The organism is Cellvibrio sp. PSBB023 (genome assembly GCF_002007605.1).
In the GTDB taxonomy this organism is placed as follows: Bacteria; Pseudomonadota; Gammaproteobacteria; order Pseudomonadales; family Cellvibrionaceae; genus Cellvibrio.
The window spans coordinates 505,586-524,333 of the sequence record NZ_CP019799.1; the positions used below are offsets into that span (position 1 = coordinate 505,586).

General features: G+C 51.5%; 10 protein-coding genes. 5 read left to right on the top strand and 5 right to left on the bottom strand.

Annotation, left to right across the window (positions count from 1 at the left end):
* The first annotated feature begins 20 nt into the window (after positions 1-20).
* Both B0D95_RS20370 and B0D95_RS02335 read left to right on the top strand, forming a co-directional pair.
* Entirely contained in the window at positions 21-6,647 is a 6,627-nt protein-coding gene (locus B0D95_RS20370) for a retention module-containing protein (RefSeq protein WP_149867852.1), read from the top strand.
* A gap of 54 nt (positions 6,648-6,701) precedes the next feature.
* A complete protein-coding gene (locus B0D95_RS02335) occupies positions 6,702-7,031 on the top strand; it encodes a hypothetical protein (RefSeq protein WP_078042385.1) in 330 nt (109 codons plus the stop codon).
* Positions 7,032-7,054: 23 nt separating this feature from the next.
* Here B0D95_RS02335 and B0D95_RS02340 read toward each other — a convergent pair whose 3' ends face one another.
* Together B0D95_RS02340 and B0D95_RS02345 are read right to left on the bottom strand one after the other, a co-directional pair.
* Positions 7,055-8,998, bottom strand: a complete 1,944-nt coding sequence (locus B0D95_RS02340; RefSeq protein WP_078042386.1) for an EAL domain-containing protein — start codon at positions 8,996-8,998, stop codon at positions 7,055-7,057.
* Between the two features lie 52 nt (positions 8,999-9,050).
* A complete protein-coding gene (locus tag B0D95_RS02345) occupies positions 9,051-9,770 on the bottom strand; it encodes a transglutaminase-like cysteine peptidase (protein ID WP_078042387.1) in 720 nt (239 codons plus the stop codon).
* 299 nt (positions 9,771-10,069) lie between these two features.
* Between B0D95_RS02345 and B0D95_RS02350 the strand changes: the two genes are divergently transcribed.
* The gene (locus tag B0D95_RS02350; protein ID WP_078042388.1) at positions 10,070-12,673 is read left to right on the top strand and encodes an alpha-amylase family glycosyl hydrolase; all 2,604 of its coding nucleotides are present in this window, start codon (positions 10,070-10,072) and stop codon (positions 12,671-12,673) included.
* A gap of 111 nt (positions 12,674-12,784) precedes the next feature.
* Here B0D95_RS02350 and B0D95_RS02355 read toward each other — a convergent pair whose 3' ends face one another.
* Both B0D95_RS02355 and B0D95_RS02360 read right to left on the bottom strand, forming a co-directional pair.
* Positions 12,785-13,276 (bottom strand): hypothetical protein, encoded by a 492-nt coding sequence (locus B0D95_RS02355; RefSeq protein WP_078042389.1) that lies wholly within the window; start codon positions 13,274-13,276, stop codon positions 12,785-12,787.
* Between the two features lie 5 nt (positions 13,277-13,281).
* Entirely contained in the window at positions 13,282-13,899 is a 618-nt protein-coding gene (locus B0D95_RS02360; protein ID WP_078042390.1) for a hypothetical protein, read from the bottom strand.
* A 496-nt stretch (positions 13,900-14,395) separates the two neighbouring features.
* Here B0D95_RS02360 and B0D95_RS02370 point away from each other — a divergent pair, with 496 nt between their 5' ends.
* Together B0D95_RS02370 and B0D95_RS02380 are read left to right on the top strand one after the other, a co-directional pair.
* On the top strand, positions 14,396-15,748 hold the full coding sequence (locus tag B0D95_RS02370; protein WP_246841703.1) for a carbohydrate-binding protein: 1,353 nt from the start codon (positions 14,396-14,398) through the stop codon (positions 15,746-15,748).
* 330 nt (positions 15,749-16,078) lie between these two features.
* Positions 16,079-16,387: a chorismate mutase gene (locus B0D95_RS02380; RefSeq protein ID WP_078042392.1), complete on the top strand. Its 309-nt coding sequence runs from the start codon at positions 16,079-16,081 to the stop codon at positions 16,385-16,387.
* Positions 16,388-16,423: 36 nt separating this feature from the next.
* On the opposite strand, the gene B0D95_RS02385 is transcribed toward B0D95_RS02380, so the two are convergent.
* A complete protein-coding gene (locus B0D95_RS02385) occupies positions 16,424-18,565 on the bottom strand; it encodes a methyl-accepting chemotaxis protein (protein ID WP_078042393.1) in 2,142 nt (713 codons plus the stop codon).
* Positions 18,566-18,748: the final 183 nt, after the last annotated feature.

The following is an 18,748-nucleotide window of genomic DNA, read 5'->3' on the forward strand; positions in this document are numbered from 1 at the left end:
ATCAGGATTCGGAGTCAAATATGAGCAATGCCGTTGCTACTGTTGCATACCTTCAAGGCCAAGCTTGGGCAAAAGCGCCCGATGGAAGTTTACGTCCGCTCACCTTGGGTGCGGTTCTCCATGACAATGAAATTCTGGTGACCGCCGAAGGTGCACGAGTAGAACTGGATATTGGCGGTGTTGAGGCGTTGGTCATTAACGGTGGCCAGGAAGTGGCTATGAGCCGCGACATGAACCCGCAAACCGCGACTTCTGCCGATGAAGCTTTATTGAATGATGCCAGTGTGGAGCAAGTATTAGCAGCACTGGAGCAAGACGGTGATTTACTGGACGAGTTGGAAGAAACGGCTGCAGGTGATAACGGCGCGAGCGGCGGCGGTTCCAATAGTTTTGTGCGCTTGGATCGCATCTCTGAATCCACGGACTCGCTGGCATTTACCTATGCCCAGGATGCACAGCCTGAATCGACACTGGTTTTGAATGATGGTGAACCGGTATCTTCTTCCTCAGAAGAGGAGCCTGAGGTTCCAGTTGATCCGGAACCACCGGTAAACAGCGATCCTATATCTGCTGACCAAACTTTGACGGTTGATGAAGATACAGCGCTCAATGGTCAAATCATCGCTACTGATGCGAATGGCGATACCCTGTCTTACGCGGTAACGACCAACCCAGTAAATGGCACGCTGACACTGAATCCCGCAACCGGCGCCTTCGTCTACACGCCGAACGCCAACTACAACGGCAGTGATTCGTTTGTGGTGACCATCAGTGATGGCAAGGGCGGTACCACGACCAGTACTGTGAACATCGGCGTTACGCCAGTGAACGATGTCCCGGTCTCTGCCGATCAAAACCTCACCACCGACGAAGACGTGGCCTTGCCTGGTCAGATCGTGGCGAGCGATGTGGATGGCGATACCCTGTCTTACGTGGTAACGACCAATCCCGCAAATGGCACTTTGGCACTGGATCCCGCAACTGGCGCCTTCGTCTACACGCCGAACGCCAACTACAACGGCAATGATTCGTTTGTGGTGACTATCAGCGATGGCAAGGGTGGCACAACCACCAGCACCGTGAACATCGGCGTTACACCGGTGAATGATGCGCCGGTCTCTGCCGACCAAAACCTTACTACTGATGAAGACGTGGCCTTATCTGGTCAGATCGTGGCGACGGATGTGGATGGCGATACCCTGTCTTACGCGGTAACCACCAATCCGACAAACGGTACTTTGACGCTGGATCCCGCAACTGGCGCCTTTGTCTATACCCCGAACGCCAACTACAACGGCAGTGATTCGTTTGTGGTGACTATCAGTGATGGCAAGGGCGGTACGACTACCAGCACTGTAAACATCGGCGTTACGCCGGTGAATGATGCGCCGGTTTCAGCGGATCAAAACCTCACTACCGACGAAGACGTGGCCTTGCCTGGTCAGATAGTGGCTAGCGATGTGGATGGCGATACGCTGACCTACACCGTCACCACTAACTCTGCAAATGGCACTTTGACACTGGATCCCGCGACTGGCGCCTTTGTTTACACCCCGAATGCTAACTACAACGGCAATGATTCGTTTGTGGTCACCATCAGTGATGGCAAGGGCGGTACCACTACCAGCACCGTGAACATCGGCGTTACGCCGGTGAATGATGCCCCGGTCTCCGCCGATCAAAACCTTACTACTGACGAAGACGTGGCCTTGCCCGGTCAGATCGTGGCTAGCGATGTGGATGGCGATACGCTGTCTTACTCAGTAACGACCAATCCTGCAAATGGCACTTTGACGCTTGATAGCGCAACTGGCGCCTTCGTCTATACACCGAACGCCAACTACAACGGCAATGATTCGTTTGTGGTGACTATCAGCGATGGTAAAGGCGGTACGACTACCAGCACTGTGAACATCGGTGTCATACCGGTGAACGATGCGCCGGTCTCTGCCGATCAAAACCTTACTACCGACGAAGACGTGGCCTTGCCTGGTCAGATCGTGGCTAGCGATGTGGATGGCGATACGCTGACCTACACCGTCACCACTAACCCTGCAAATGGCACTTTGACACTGGATCCCGCGACTGGCGCCTTTGTTTACACCCCGAATGCTAACTACAACGGCAATGATTCGTTTGTGGTCACTATCAGTGATGGCAAGGGCGGTACCACCACCAGCACCGTGAACATCGGCGTTACACCGGTGAATGATGCGCCGGTCTCCGCCGATCAAAACCTTACTACCGACGAAGACGTGGCCTTGCCCGGTCAGATCGTGGCGACGGATGTGGACGGCGATACGCTGACCTACACAGTCACCACTACCCCTGCAAACGGCACGCTGACTCTGGATCCTGCGACTGGCGCCTTCGTCTACACACCGAACACTAACTACAACGGTAGTGATTCGTTTGTGGTCACCATCAGTGATGGCAAGGGCGGTACCACTACCAGCACTGTGAACATCGGTGTTACTCCGGTGAACGATGCCCCAGTCTCTGCCGACCAAAACCTTACTACCGATGAAGACGTGGCCTTGCCCGGTCAGATCGTGGCGACAGATGTGGATGGCGATACCCTGTCTTACGCGGTAACTACCAACCCAGTAAATGGTACGCTGACGTTGGATCCCGCAACTGGCGCCTTTGTTTACACCCCGAATGCTAACTACAACGGCAACGATTCGTTTGTCGTTACCATCAGTGATGGTAAAGGCGGTACGACTACCAGCACTGTGAACATCGGTGTTACGCCGGTGAACGATGCCCCAGTCTCTGCCGACCAAAATCTCACCACCGACGAAGATGTGGCCTTGCCCGGTCAGATCGTGGCTAGCGATGCGGATGGCGATACGCTGTCCTACACAGTAACGACCAATCCTGCAAATGGTACTTTGACGCTTAATAGCGCAACTGGCGCCTTCGTCTACACCCCGAACGCTAACTACAACGGCAACGATTCATTTGTCGTCACCATCAGCGATGGCAAAGGCGGTACCACTACCAGTACCGTGAACATCGGTGTTACACCGGTGAACGATGCTCCGGTCTCTGCCGACCAAAACCTCACTACCGAAGAAGACACCCCCATCGATGGCGCTATTGTTGCGACTGATGCCGATGGGGATACTTTGGCTTATAGCGTCACTACCGGCCCAGTGCACGGCACAGTGACGCTAAATCCTGCGACTGGCACTTTCACTTACACCCCGAATACCAACTACAACGGCAGCGATTCGTTTGTGGTCACCATCAGTGATGGCAAGGGTGGTACGACCACCAGCACGATCAATATTGGTGTCACACCGGTAAATAATGCCCCAACTTCTGCTGACCAAAACCTCACCACCGATGAAGACGTGGCCTTGCCCGGTCAAATCGTCGCTAGCGATGTGGATGGCGATACCTTGTCTTACGCGGTAAAGACCAATCCTGCAAATGGCACCTTGACCTTGGATCCCGCGACTGGCGCCTTCGTTTACACCCCAAATGCTAACTACAACGGCAGCGATTCCTTTGTGGTGACCATCAGCGATGGTAAAGGCGGCACAACCACTAGCACGGTGAATATCGGTATAACACCCGTTAATGATGCCCCCGTTGCTGCGGACGATTACTTTACGATCGATGAAGACACGCCATTAGTCATTAGCCCAAGTCAATTATTGGCCAATGATACTGATGTGGATGGCAACCCCCTGACGATTATCACTATTCAAAGTGCAGTTAATGGCACATTGAATGTTGTAGGCGGCAACATTGTCTTCACGCCTGCGGCTGACTATTCCGGGCCTGCATCATTCCGCTACACCATCAGTGATGGAAAAGGTGGATACAGCACCGGCACAGTCCATATCACAGTAAACCCGGTTAATGATCCAACGGTGATGAAGCCGGAAGTGGTTAGTGTGCTTGAAGACAGCTTTATTGAAGGTAATGTGCTGGCCAATGACTATGATCCTGATGATGTATTGAGCATCCAATACTATGAAATTGATGGTGTGAAACACTCACCAGGAACAGAGCTCGATATTTCGGGGGTAGGGACATTCCTGCTATTGAGCAACGGCGATTATACGTTTACCCCGTTTGCCAATTACAACGGCCCCGTACCGGTGATTAGCTATACCACTAACACCGGTGCATCCAGCACCCTGACTATTACCATCACACCGGTAAATGATTTGCCCGTCGCTGTGGATGACAATTTCTCGATGGAAGGAAACACGTCATTGGTTATAAACCCCAGCGAACTGTTGGCCAATGATTACGATATTGATGGCGATATATTGTCTGTGTCGACCATTTTTGGCATCGACAATGGCACTGTTTCTATTTCCGGCGGCAATATTATATTTACCCCAACACCTGGGTTCTCTGGGGCGGCTTCATTCAGCTACACCGTGTCCGATGGCAAGGGTGGCTATGATACGGCGAAGGTAAATATCAATGTGACGCCAGCGAATATTGCGCCCGTTGCCAATGACGACAATCCTGTCGGTGTTGGTGCAGAGGCAGGGCTGCATTCTGAATACTTTGCCTATCGCCAGGGGACTGATGGCCCCAATCTGACCAACTTGAATCAGGTTGTTAACTACATTGATGGTAAGACGCCGTCAGCCACCTTTACGGCCACAACCCTGAATTACAACCCCGGTAATTTGTTTGATAACAATCTGGGCGCTGGTGCGGGGGCTAACTTGCGCACCTTCCTGGGGAGTGATGCCACCAGCCTGAGCAATAATCCGATTACTTCCAGCGATGCCATTATTCGCATGAATGGGTTTGTTGAGTTAGAAGCTGGCACCTATAAGTTCCGGATATTGGGTGATGATGGTTATCAAATCAAAATTGATGGTGTCACCGTTGCCGAGGTGTCCAAAAACCAAAGCGCGACACTCACTGAGCACCCTTCATTTACTATTGCAACGGGTGGTTTGCATACCATCGAAATCGTCTATTGGGATCAGGGATATTACGCGCGCTTTACCGCAGAACTCAGCAACAACGGCGGTGCGACTTATCAACCGTTCAGCGCGTTTAACAGTTACAAATCGGCCAATTTTGTGGCCACGGAAGACACACCTTACAGCATCAGTGCAGCGACTTTGCTCGCCAATGACACTGACGCCAATGGCGATACCCTGAGCATCCAGAGTGTGCAGGGCGCGACTCACGGAACGGTGGCGTTGGTTGGCGGCAATGTGGTGTTCACACCGGCGGCCAATTATGCAGGCCCGGCATCCTTTACTTATACCGTGACAGATGGTCGTGGTGGCGTGAGTACCGCAACGGTGAATCTGGTGGTTAAACCGGTCAATGATGCGCCTGTAGCGGCGAATGATAGTGTGACTATCGGCGCCGATAAAACGACGACCATTCCGACGACTACCTTGCTGGCCAATGACACTGATGTGGATGGCGATATCCTTGAAATCATCAGCGTGCAAAATGCCTCCCATGGCACTGTCAGCCTGGGTAGCAATGGTGTGATTTTCACGCCAACAACCGGCTATGAGGGCAATACTGCCGGCTTTGAATACACAGTGCGTGACCCCAGTGGGCTTACCAGTACAGCCAGGGTTAACCTCACGGTAGGCAGCGCCAACGCACCATCGGTGGTAGTGAGTAAAACCTTGGTGGCGGTGGCCCATGGCACCGGCGGTACCAGTGTGAAATTCCCTATCACCACCAAACTGGTGGATACCGATGGCTCGGAAAGCTTGTCCATCAAAGTGAGCAATGTGCCCACCGGCTTGAGCTTTAATGCGGGTGTCAATTTGGGTGGCGGTGTATGGCAATTTACCGAGGCAGATTTGCCTAACCTGATGCTGAATATCCCCGGCAGCTACAGCACTAATGCGACTAATTTGACGGTACAGGTCACATCGACTGAGATGTACGGTGGGTTCACTGCATCAACCTCATCGATTGTTATGTTGAAAGCCTCATATACCACTGTTGATATTACAACCACCGCGTCTGGCAATTACACCGGGAGTTCGGCGAGCGAATATATTCAGGGCGGTGCGGGCGACAACATTATTAATGGCGCTAATGGTAATAACATTATTAATGGCGGTGCCGGTAACGATACGATCACCACGGGCAGTGGCTCGGATATTATCTACGGCGGCAGCGGTAACGATATTATCAGCAGTGGCTCCGGTAACGATCGCATCTATGGCGGTGCCGGTAACGACATCATGAAAGGTGGTGAGGCCGGCGAAAACTTTGTTGACGTATTTGTCTGGAATTTGGGCGACCAAGGTGTTGCCGGTACACCTGCGGTAGATACCATTCAAAACTTCAGTACAGCGGCAGTCGGTAATAATGGGATTGGTGGTGATGTGCTGGATTTACGCGATTTGCTGCAGGGTGAATCTGTTGGTGCGTCTAATAGCGCGGGCAACCTGGCGGATTACCTTCACTTTGAAATCAGCGGCAGCAACACGGTTATCCATATCAGTCATACCGGCGGTTTTGGTGCGGATAACCACGCTGTGGGTAGCAGTTTTACCAGCGGGGCAACTACCCAGCAAATCGTATTGGAGGGTGTTAACCTGCAATCGGCTTACAATGGTGCAACGACTGACCAGCAAATTATTACGCAGTTGTTAAACAACAATAAATTGATTACCGACTAAGGTAATGTGGTAAAAATCCCGCTAGTAATAGCGGGATTTTTTTGTGGGGTAGGTATGTATATAAAACGCAATCATCAGGGCGATATTATTGCGCTGAGCAAAGTGGCTGCTGCGGATTTTACCGAGCAGTTGGCGGATGACGATGCACAGCTTCTGGCGTTTTTGCAGAGTGAAAAATCTTCCGAGCAATTGGCGCTGGAGCAAACCGATACTGCTATGGCGCGGGTACTGGAAGACGTTGTGGGGCTGCTGGTGGAGCAGGGGGTGATTCGCTTTACTGATTTGCCCGCACCAGCACAAGACAAGCTACTGGCGCGGCGCGAATTGCGTGGCAAGCGTCAAGGCATTGAACTGCTTGATGATGGCGACCACTTGCCGTTGTAATTTAGGGTAATTGAAGCGGGCCGCTATTGAATATGCGGCCCGGTCACGCCATCCATTCCCAAGGTAAATAACACATCCCGTTCGGCGGTAGTTTGCACACCTTCGGCGATCATCAGCAAACCAATTGAATGGCCCAATGTGCACAGGCTTTGCACAAATGTCTGGTTATTTGGTTGTGTATCAATATCGCGAATAATGGCGCTGTCGATTTTTAAAAAGGCCAGTCCCATCTCCTGCAATTTATCAAACTGGGTGAACTCCAGCCCCACATGTTCCAGGCCGACAGAGCACCCCAAACGACGCAATTGCGTGGTGAAAATACGCAGTTCTTCCGCGTGGCGAACCACGCAGGTCTCCGGGAATTCCAGCCAAAGTTGTTGGGTGCGGCCGGTGTGCATTGCAATTAATTCCAGTGCTTGCTCGCGAAAACTGGCGCTGCACAATGCGGCGGCGGACACGTTAATCGCCATAGGTTGCGCCATGTTGGCAAGTTGTGTGAGTGCCATACGCAATACCGCCAAATCAATATTGGACATGACGCCAAGGCGAACCGCCCAGGGGATAAAATAGCCCGCTGGTTTTTGCTCGTTATCCAGTTGCAAACGCACGACGGTTTCATCGTGCACTAATTCGCCCTGTGCATTGCGTACCGGAAATTTCACTAGCGCGATTTCTTGTGCGAGCAGTGCATTATCAATGGCTTCGCGCCACTGGCTTAAATTCTTTGACTGGGAGTCAGCTTGACCTTCATCGCGAATCACAACCGCGCGGTTACCTTTTAACTCTGCTTGCGCCAAGGCACCGTCCAGGCGATGCAATAAATCGGCGCGTCCATCACCGTGTTTGAAATTACACAAGGCCATGGGCAACGCAATCTGTGCGTGGCCAGTGGCAATTAATTGGAAATTCAATTGCTGCGAAATATCGGCACTGACAATATCAACCGGCGTATCGGTGGGAATCAGCAAACAAAAATCGCTGCCGTTTAAACGGCCGGCGTAACTTGCAGGGTAGCGCTGGGTAAGATCGCTAAACACGCTGGCAATGGCACAGAGCAGTTGATCGACCTGGTGGTGTCCGAGCTGGTTATTTAAATGCTGCAATTCCATAACCCGTGCAATGGCAATTACCCCTTGGCCTTGTGCTTCTTCCTGGGTGAGTTGTGCATCAAACAAATGCAAAAAATGCATGCGATTGGCAATGCCGGTCAGTGAATCCATTTGCGATTCACGGCGCAATAATTCGAGCTGGCGCGCCTCTTTTTCCAGCATGTGTTTAACGCTGGTAGAGAGACGGTTCATCGCTCGCACCAAGCGTTGGAACTCCCTAGTTTTGGGTTCTTCCGAGGTAATAAACCGGCGCTCGCCAATGGCTTCGGCCTGACTTACCACCACATCCAGCGGGCGGGAAATGTATTTTAAAATCAAACTGCCAATCAGGCCGCTGAGCAGGGTTGCAAATAAAAACCACTCTAATAAATCGCGGGTATTTTTCCACAAGGCTTCCAGTGCGTAGCCCGAGTGGCTTTTTACAACCAGGGTGCCGGCCTGTTGCCAGCCGTCCTGAATTTGCGCAATACCGGGCGCCACATCAAAATCCACTTGCCTGGCAAACCAATCGGGAACGCGGGGACTGTTGCTGGCTTTAGCGCTGTCGTTATCAGCTAATACACCGGTATTTTCATAATGGCGCGCAACAATAGCCTGCTTATTGGAATCCTGAAAAATAATATATTCATAATGGCCGGAATCAAATTGCGCGGTGATTAACAGCTCCAATGTCACTGGATCTTTATCGGGCATTTGTGAAATAGACAACGCCAGTGAGTTGGCATTATCGATATTTTTTAACCGCAATTGTTCCTGCAAATAGGTTTTGGCGGTGATAGTGCTAATCACAAAATTACCGCCCAGCGCCAGTAATAGCAGGGATAAAATCCCGATCCACAATTGTTTAATTAATGACATGCTCGTGCCTTCTGCTGTTCAAGCCGTGATAGTAAAAGATTGATTGCGTCACTCAAAATCCCTCCTCGCGCACGCGCGCTAGCAAGTCGCGCCAACGCGATAAGCGCGCAGTCGGATCTGCCTGGGATTGCGCACTGTTGCCAACCCATAATCCTTCACTGTTAAAACTGAATACGGGGCGCAGGTCCGGCCGTTTACTGGCTGGTTCAATGCGGCTGATTAAATTATCCAGAATCAGCGGTTCTGCATCGGCGCTGCTGTAGTAACCGAGCACCATGTGCGCTTGAAAGCGTTTGCTCTGCGCGCCGCCAATTTGTGCGCGCACATAAATCAAACGCAATTGTTCGGTGGGTATGCCTAATTCCAACAAGCTCATGTATTTGGCAATGGTGAAGTCCTCGCAGTCGCCTGCGCGAACGCCCATGGTTTCCAGTGGTGTGGCCCAGTAGTCGCTTTTTTGCCACAGGGTTACATCGTCGGTGTAGCGAATGTGACGATTAAAAAAATCATTTACCTGGGTAATTTTTTCGCGGTTATCGAGGGAGCGGCTGCTGTCGAGCATGCGATTCCATGCGCCAAGTAGTGCGACGCCATCGCTGCCGTAACGGCTTTGCATCACCGCCTGCATTTTTTGTGGATTGAGTTCAGCAGCAACAAAGAGAGCGGAGCAAAGTGCAAACGCAAGGGCGATGCAGTAGCCGATCACCCTGACAACAGGACGAGCGCTAGAGATGTGTTTGAGCCAAAGGCTATTAATCCTGTGCACCGGCATGCAGGTATTCCGCAATTAAAAGGGCAATGAATAAATTGGGCATGATAAGAGGATTATTGGCACAAGAGTCCGCTCAGTATAGTCAGCTTTCTAATGCTTTTTGAAAAATACTCTGCAAGCTGTAATCGTTTCCATTTAAACCACAGTGATTGCGCGAATCGCTCTGATTGCAATTTGAGCAAAACTGCATACGTATTCACCAAATATTCCCAATCTGAATACGTATGCAGCAATTTGCGTGCATGGGCGTTATCTCTTCAAATGGCCGCTCCAATAATATTAATAAGGGATCGACCACTATGAAACACAAACTCGTTTTACTTTCATTCCTGCTGGCAACCTCTGCCAGCGCGCAAGCCGAATGGTTTTTGCGCGGCACACACAACGCCTGGGCCGCCACACCAATGAATCCGGTGGGAACCAATACGGTGGAATTAACCAACGTGGTGTTTACCGCTGCAGGCAACATCAAATTTGATCGCTACGGCGACTGGTCAGAAAACTACGGTGTGGGTGGCCGCAATGGCACTAATATCGCCGTCGCGCAGGGCACCTGGAACATCCGGTTTTATACCGACACCAAGAACTGGAACATCAGCGCAGTTACTCCCCCCACGCCTTATCATTTGCGCGGTACTTTCAATGGTTGGGCAGAAGGCACTTTGCTAACGCGCGTGGGCACCACCGATGTGTACGAGAGCTGCCAACAATTTGTGAGCGGCGATGCCACTGGTGGCCCGCGTTTTAAAGTGGACCCGAATGGCGGTTGGGGAAGCGATGCTGTTCCCGCTGCAGATTACACGGTCGCCGCTGGCTGGGTAAAAATCACGTTCAATGCGAGCTCCAAGGCAATCACTACCCAGCAAAATCTTGCGGCCAATTGTGGTAGCGCTACCATTTCAAGCTCGTCCAGTTCATCGTCTTCGATGGCGCCATCAAGCTCCAGTGCAGCCACAACCTCCAGTTCAACATCAACGTCTAGCGCAAGTCCTTCGTCTGTGTCGAGCTCATCCAGTGTGCCCGCCATCCTGTTCCATTTGCGCGGTACTCATAATGCCTGGGCGGAAGGTGATGTGTTTGTCACCCCTGCCGGGGCTAACCAGTTGGAAGCCTGTCGCAATTTCAGTACAGGCGATGCCAACGGCGGGCCGCGCTTCAAGGTGGATCGCAACGGTGGCTGGGGTGCAGATGCTTTCCCCGCCGCGGATCAAGCCGCCAGCGGTTGGACGCGCATTGTGATCAATACCAGTACCAATAGCCTTGTTAGCGTTACCACCAACCTGGCTGCCAATTGTGGTACGGCAAGCGCCAGTTCGCTGTCTTCGTCTTCCAGCAGCTCAAGCAGCAGTGCTCCGGTGGCAGACGATTTCCGCGCACGCACCATGTACTTTGTGTTTGTGGATCGCTTCGCCAACGGCAATACCAATAACGACAACGGCACTAACCCGGCTGCCACCTCCACTGTCAAAGGTGCCGGTGCGCAAAGCGAATGGAAAAAATATTGGGGTGGTGATATTGAAGGCCTGATTTCCAAGCTCGATTACCTGCAAGCCCTGGGCGTCACTGCCATTTGGGTAACGCCATTGGTGGATAACATCAATGAGGGCAATGAAGGCGGTTATCACGGTTATTGGGCGCGGGATTTCTACGCGGTGGATGAACACCTGGGCGACTGGGCGCTGGTGGATGAGCTGGATGCGCAAATGGAAGCCCGTGGTATGAAACTGGTATTGGATATCGCCTTGAACCATTCCAACCAGGACGACCAATACGAGTTCGGTGCACTCTATAAAGAGGGCGCATTCATCACCGATTTCGCCAGCGGCAAACATACCTGGTACAACGCCAACGGCGCCATTTCCGATTGTGGTGATACCAACCCAGCGACCACCTGTAATGGCGAGTGGGATGACCCCTGGTCCTTCCGCAACAAAAGTTTGTTCAACCTGACCGACTTCAAACACGGCACTACCAGTAATTCGCTGGCGGATGAATACCTGATTAATGCCGCGCTCAAATGGATGGATCATGGGGTTGATGCCTTCCGTATCGATGCAATCAAGCACATAGAGCCAAGCTTTATTAATCGTTTCAGTGCAGCAGTGCGCGCCAAAAAAGCGGATACCTATATTTTTGGTGAGTGGTACAACGCCGGTGCGGGGGATGCTGTGTCCATGACATTCCTCAATGAACGTCGCGGTTCGGAGCTCTTGGATTTCAAACTGCGCGATGCGATTGAAAACGCGATTGCGGGCAACATCAATATGATCAACCTGAGTACGCACATTGGCTCGCGTGGGGCGGCGATGAACGGCTATGAAGATTGGCAGGCCATCTTCCTGGACAACCACGACGCGACACGCACCAGTGTGTACCTGCAAACCACGGGTGTGACCAATAGCAATCGCCCTGGTAAGGGCATGACAAAAGCCTTTGCCGATGCGCGCCAGAATTTGGGTATGGCTTTGGTCATGACCTTGCCGGGTATCCCAACCATCTATTACGGCACCGAGCAAAACTCCACCTGGTTTACGGCCAATGGCGATGGTCAGGTCGGTCACGACCCATACAACCGCGAGCAAATGCCATCCTTCAGCCAAACGACGGCGGCATTTAGCCTGATCAGTGCTTTGTCCGAGCTGCGTAAAAACAGCCCGGCGATTCAGCGCGGTACTTATGCCGAGCGCTGGGTGAATGCCGATGTACTGGTATTCCAGCGTCAGGAGGGCAGTGACTGCGCTGTAGTCGCCGTCAACCGTGGTTCACCTACCACCATTACAGTTCCCAATTTGTGTTTGGCCAATGCGGCTTACACCAGCAAAGTGGGAAGTGATGTAGTGAATGTGACCAGCGGTAGTGGCACCTTTAATTTGTCGCAAAATGAGGTAGTTGTGCTGCATTAATCACAGCCCGGCGTAAACTCTGGAAGGGTGCTCATTGAGCACCCTTTTTTCATGGTGTCCCACTTAAATCAGGTTCGAGTTGAAGAATGGAGCGGGAAGGTTTCTTGTGGTTTACTGGCTAACAATATCTGCAAGCCAAACATCAGTGGGCACGTCTGTGCAATCTCCTGAATAATTTGCATTTAAAATATTCGCTTTGAGTGACGTACAGCGCTTAACAAAGTGCATGTTTTCAGAGCCGTCCATAGCTCGGTCAAACAACACCACCCAATATTCCCCGTTATTGCCAAGCGTAACTACTTCGTATAAGTAGGACGTGGATGCGAGACGGAATGAGCCAACTTTGAATGGCGTACCGCTGCTTATAGCCGTGTTTACACATTTCTGCGCCGCCCATAGCTGGTTTTGGATTTCAGTTTTACTTCCCCCCTTAACCTGATCTATCAAGCCGCAATTAACTGCATCACTCCCGGCGAGCCGGTTGATCTTTTCTGTGAATCCAGCGTAAGCCATTTGCGGCCATTCTTTTTGTGGTTCAGGTGGCGTGGCCGTAGTGCATGCAGTCAGTGCGGTAACTGCCAGAACAGTAAGAAAATTGCGCATAGTGATCACTTGTATAGGTCGATTATTCGTTGTTTGTCACTGGGTTTAAATTTCCGCATATCCACTGCCGTTTTGGGCGGATAGTCCATGATCCCTACGTCAGTGCGGTGCTTAAGACCGAGCTTGTGACCGAATTCATGGGCATCTGAAATACGCCAGTCGCGCCTGTCGGAATGCGGATTTACAAGCAGTGCATTTCCCCAAATAGGGTGACGTGGATTCGGTGCCCAGCCGCCGATATAGAGAGCGCTTTTGCAATCACATAGGCTAAGTCCTTGTGCCAATTCCGCTAAGGTGGCGCCGTGGATGCGCAAATCGAATTTCCGAGAAGAAGGTGCTAGGTTAACTTCGATCCCGGCATCACCATAGACTTTACGAATGTTCGCTAACGCGGCATCTGCTCTACTGATATTGCCGGTAAGAACATAGGACAGATTGATGGATAGCTTACCGCCGACGTATCTAACCTTGCCGACGTAATTGGGATTCGCTACATCTGGTTTACCGACACCAGATGGATTCCCTTGAAGGTTTTCAACTTGTTCCAGCGATAGCTGGCAATTTGCAGGGAGGGATGATTTACACATCCTCATTTCCAGTCGTTCCAACCGCGTGTCCGACATATCAGCTCCTTTGTTGTATTTAGAATTTCGCTAGTCACTATAAACCAGAAGCGTGGGGGAACAGGCTCGAAGATTAGAAAAAAGTGAGTTAAATCACGGTAAAAAAACGACAAGACTTGCACTAAATCCGAGACTAAAACGTGCCGATGTAAGCTTTGCCTAAGCTGGCACAATGGAGTGTGCCGTCATAGTTTGTGCAATGCATCCCTGTAGGTATTGTTTCTTTGCCGGACAGCCGCTGTTACCGCGTGATAAGTATCACGTGTAGGTGTCACCCTCCTTATCAACCCTCGTCGCACTTGGTCATTTGTGTTACTGAAAAAGTGGGATCTTTTTAGCTCCAGGGTTCGATTATTTTTTGATAGTGCGCACCGCCGTTTTTTTGCGCTCTCGGTGGGGATTTGGCTGGATTGTAATCGCGGCAGCGCTTTATATACTGGTTCTCGCCGCTGTATTGCGCACATCAAATCCCTCCACTCTATGAGCAATAATAATCATGAATAAGTTCACTCTACTGAAAAAAAGTTGTTGGCTAGCCATGGCCTGCATCGGGTTATCTGCCACGGCGAATGCTGTGGTTTTTCAAGCGGAAAATTACAACGCGTTTTACGACACCACACCGGGCAATACCGGTGGTGTATTTCGCAACGACGCCGTGGATATTGAAGCCACCAGCGATACTGGCGGCGGTTACAACGTAGGTTGGATTGCGCAGGGCGAGTGGCTCGCGTTTAACGGCTTAACTATTCCCACCAGCGGCAACTATATCGTTCGTTTGCGGGTCGCTTCTCCTTCAGGCGCTACAGCATCGGTGGATTTAAATGGCGGCGCTATCCAACTGGGTAATTTCACAATTCCCGCCACCGGCGGTTGGCAAACCTGGACCACCGTTAGCCGCACAGTTAATTTGAATGCGGGCACTTACAGCCTGGGTGTGTTTGCACAAACTGCCGACTGGAATTTCAACTGGATTGAAGTGGTCGCTGACACCAATAACAACACTAATTTGCCCACGGCCTATCCAGGGTACACAGGTACTTATTCCGGTTACACCCTCAAACTGGATGAACGGTTTAACAGCCTGAATACCGCCATTTGGGCCAAAGGTGATGGCGCCGTCGGCAATGAATCCATTTGCCGTTTCCAACCGCAAGGCGTGCAAGTGGCCAATGGAAATCTGGAACTGGTGGTGCGCCGCGAGTATGTGCCTGGCAGCTACTCCTACGATCACAGATCGGAAAAGGGCCCCTACAACTTCTCATGCGGTGAACTGCGCACCGTGCCCAGCAAACGCATCAAATACGGCCGTATTGAAGCTCGTATCAAAGCGCCATCACGCAGCGTCGCTACGGGTTATATCTCGTCACTCTTTACTTACAAACACGAAGGCTCACCCAGAGAGTGGGAAGAAATTGACGTGGAGCTGGAAGGTGGTCGCCCGGATAAATTCCAGGCCAACCTGATTTACGGTGTGAACGTTGTGGATTGGAACGGCACTCGTCAATGGGGTGCATGGGAGCACAAAATTGATATAGCTCCGGCTGACCAATGGCGTGTCTATGCCATCGATTGGACGCCAACAGGTATCAAGTGGTTTGTGGATGGTGTGCTGGTTAAAACCTTGAATCAGGACTGGATTGACTGTAACCCATCCTGTGTTCCTCCACAGGTCACCTACACGCCCATCCCCAACGACCTGACCGAACTGATGATGAATTTCTGGATTCCCAACGATGCTATCCAAAACGACTTTGGTGGCAATAAGGCCGGTAACGTTTACCCCATGGTTACCCAATACGACTGGGTGCGGATTTACCAGTTAAATACCCATCCGTTGACTAACTGGTAATCCGGCAATGCTTTAAAAACGGCTTAACAACAAGTTAAAACAACAGGTTAAAAAGTCCCACGGCACGCGGCATTTACCGCGTGCCGTTTTTTATGGATGAAAAAAGTGAGTCATCAATCTGGGCTTGGTCCAACAATTTCAGGGGGCTTGGGGTGTTGGCATTTCCCACTTCACGGTTTTTGCCTCTAATGATGAACAAAAACAGCAAAGTGGGACGATTTGTGATGCCAGTCTCGGTAAGTTTGACGCTGTATTGTGGTGCGTGTTGAACAAGGTGTAGCAGCAGCCCAATACAGAACTTTAACCACAACTTGTGTAAGTGGATCGCCAATGGAAATCAGCAACGAACTAACGCCAGAAGAATGCAGCAGCATGAGTGATATTCGCACCGAGATTGATTTTCTGGATCGCGCGATTATCAATCTGATTGGTCAGCGTTCCAAATACCTGGAAGCCGCCACCAAATTGCAAACGTCAGATCTGACGGTACGCTCGCCCGAGCAAATTAAAACCATGTTGCTACAGCGCCGCGAGTGGGCCAATGCCGAAGGGGTCGATCCCGATATTATCGAAAAAATCTATACCGATCTGGTGCATCATTTTTTACAGGATCATCTAAAAGCCACGCAGCCTGCCTAGTACCGGCGGCGTGGCTTAAGGGCGATGCGGGCAGGATCAGCGCGAGCTAACCTGAAACTCGCCCGCCAGTTGATGGAGTTTGGTCGCGGTATTTTTCAGGCGATCCGAACTGGTTTGCAGTGCGCGCACCACCTTGCTCATGGTGTTGTTGGCGCTGCTGAGTTCGCGTACCTGGTCGCCGTGTTGTTGGCTGTTCTGGTCGATATGGTGAATGATGTCAAACATGCGCTCGACAATGTCATGCAGGGGCGCGTTATCGGTAGATGCCTCCTCCGCCAGACGCAGGCCGCGATCCACATCGGCAACACTGGTTTCCATATAAGCTGCTGCGGTTTGTGACTCATTGCGAATGGCTTCGATTTTCTCGCCAATTTCCCGTGCGACACCCGCCGTGCGGGATGCCAGGCTGCGCACCTCGTCTGCTACCACGGAAAAGCCGCGTCCGTGCTCACCCGCCCGTGCTGCTTCAATGGCAGCGTTGAGTGCAAGCAAGTTGGTTTGGCTGGTAATGTCGCTGATCAGTGAAATCATATTGCCAATTTCGGCGGTACGGCCATTCAGGTTGTGAATGGTGCGCGCCGAGTTGTCCACTACATCGCGAATACTCTGGGTGCCGGTGCGCACCGATTCAAATTGGGTGCGCGCTTGCTCTACCAGGTTTTCCATCATTTTTTTCATGTCGGTTGCGGTACCGGACGCTTTGCTGATTTCCTGCAATTGCTCGCTGACCAACAACAGCATTTTATCCATGGCGGTCGAAACAGAATGGGATGACTCGGTAGCCTGGCTGTTGTGGGTTAATAGCCGGTCGCTGTTTTTCATCACCTCATCCGCGGCGCGAATCACTTCACCGACAATATGGTCCAGGTTGTCGATAAAACTGTTTGTCCAGCGCCCCAAATCGCCACTCTCATCATTGGCCAGTTTTTGGGTATTCAGGCGCTGCTGCAAATTGCCGCCACCCTCGGCAATGGCGTGAATGACTTCGGTCATTTTGCCCAGGCGTCGTGCCAATTTACGCGGCCCGCGGTGGTAAAAAATAAAGCCGCCAATGATTAACACCAACAGGGTTAGGGCATTAATAACGGCGTGGGGCAGGTTGCTGAAATACCCCAGGGTGAGATTGGTTAAGACACCGGCACCCACACAGGCGCCATAAATGCTCATCAATTTAAAACCGAGCGAACGGTGGCGATAGGTTTCCTCTAAATCCGCTTCACACATCATGCCCCAGGTATCGGGCGAGCCTTGCAAATTAAAGGTAACCCCTTTGCCCACCACCGGTATGTGGCGGTAGTCCGAGTAGCCGGGGTAAGTGACAAATAAATTGCTGCCCTTGCGAATAGTTTCGCGCACGCCAGGGTGTAACTGGTTGGTGGCCGGGTCGGTAAAGCGAATTTCAAATTCAGTGTGTTGCTGGATTTTTACTGCGCCCCAATTGGTGTGCACGCCTGAGGTGAGGTTTTCACCGTGGGAAAAAGTATTGTCCTCAAAACGGGAGCGGGAGAGGGCGGTGCCGCTTTTGATGGACGGGTCGAATACCGACTTCACCATAAACAAATAGTTATCGCCGGATTCGCTAAAAATATGCCCCGCTTCGCGCTGGATCAAATCGCCCAGTACATCGTTGGGAATACGCGCGCACAGGCAGCCCTTGGTGCCATCGCTCAAGGCGATGGGCAAATAGAACATCAGGGTGACCTGATCGTGGAAGGATGAACTGCGTTTGCCAATGGCGAGTGTTTGCGGGTCTTTGTAAGGGCCGTGTAAAAACGGCTGTGCCAAGCCCGCGCTAACGGCATTGCGATCCAGATCCTCGGCACCGATGCGCGCCGCATAACTGGATGCCAGGGTTTTGCCCCGTTGGTCTATCACAAATAGCTCGGTGCAATCGCTCATGCTGACAAGGCTTTTACGCAACAGCGTGTCGTAACTTTCATTCACGAGTTGTGCATGGGAGTCCAGTAATTGCAGTTGACCACTGCAGGACTCCAACTGTGCCCACTGGCGTTTTACCCATTGTTGCAAGAGTTTAATGCGGGTATTCGCAATACTCTCAAAGGTTTGCTCCATGATGGGGTAGCGGCTTTTGTTCAACCAGCAAGCCCATCCCATCGCCAGTTTTCCGGTTTTACCAAACCAGGGCAGCCAGGCGCGTTCAGCCGCTGAAAGTGGCATTAATGCACTTTGCAAGCTAGAAAGAGAATGTCGTGTCGTATGTGAATCATGCATAGTTTGAGTGACTAGTCTGTAGTGATAGTGGAATTGCTTTTGTTGTTTTGATTTTTGTGTTGTTGATTTTTGTACCTTGTCGCCATGCAGAATTTACGCCAGTGGCACAAAAATCATTATTTTTGGCTG

What these genes read in the sequence shown, in the direction of transcription:
- B0D95_RS02355 (WP_078042389.1), bottom strand. Translation starts at nt 13,276, where the DNA reads ATGCGCAATTTTCTTACTGTTCTGGCAGTTACCGCACTGACTGCATGC.
- B0D95_RS02335 (WP_078042385.1), top strand. Translation starts at nt 6,702, where the DNA reads ATGTATATAAAACGCAATCATCAGGGCGATATTATTGCGCTGAGCAAA.
- B0D95_RS20370 (WP_149867852.1), top strand. Translation starts at nt 21, where the DNA reads ATGAGCAATGCCGTTGCTACTGTTGCATACCTTCAAGGCCAAGCTTGG.
- B0D95_RS02345 (WP_078042387.1), bottom strand. Translation starts at nt 9,770, where the DNA reads ATGCCGGTGCACAGGATTAATAGCCTTTGGCTCAAACACATCTCTAGC.
- B0D95_RS02350 (WP_078042388.1), top strand. Translation starts at nt 10,070, where the DNA reads ATGAAACACAAACTCGTTTTACTTTCATTCCTGCTGGCAACCTCTGCC.
- B0D95_RS02360 (WP_078042390.1), bottom strand. Translation starts at nt 13,899, where the DNA reads ATGTCGGACACGCGGTTGGAACGACTGGAAATGAGGATGTGTAAATCA.
- B0D95_RS02385 (WP_078042393.1), bottom strand. Translation starts at nt 18,565, where the DNA reads ATGCCACTTTCAGCGGCTGAACGCGCCTGGCTGCCCTGGTTTGGTAAA.
- B0D95_RS02380 (WP_078042392.1), top strand. Translation starts at nt 16,079, where the DNA reads ATGGAAATCAGCAACGAACTAACGCCAGAAGAATGCAGCAGCATGAGT.
- B0D95_RS02340 (WP_078042386.1), bottom strand. Translation starts at nt 8,998, where the DNA reads ATGTCATTAATTAAACAATTGTGGATCGGGATTTTATCCCTGCTATTA.
- B0D95_RS02370 (WP_246841703.1), top strand. Translation starts at nt 14,396, where the DNA reads ATGAATAAGTTCACTCTACTGAAAAAAAGTTGTTGGCTAGCCATGGCC.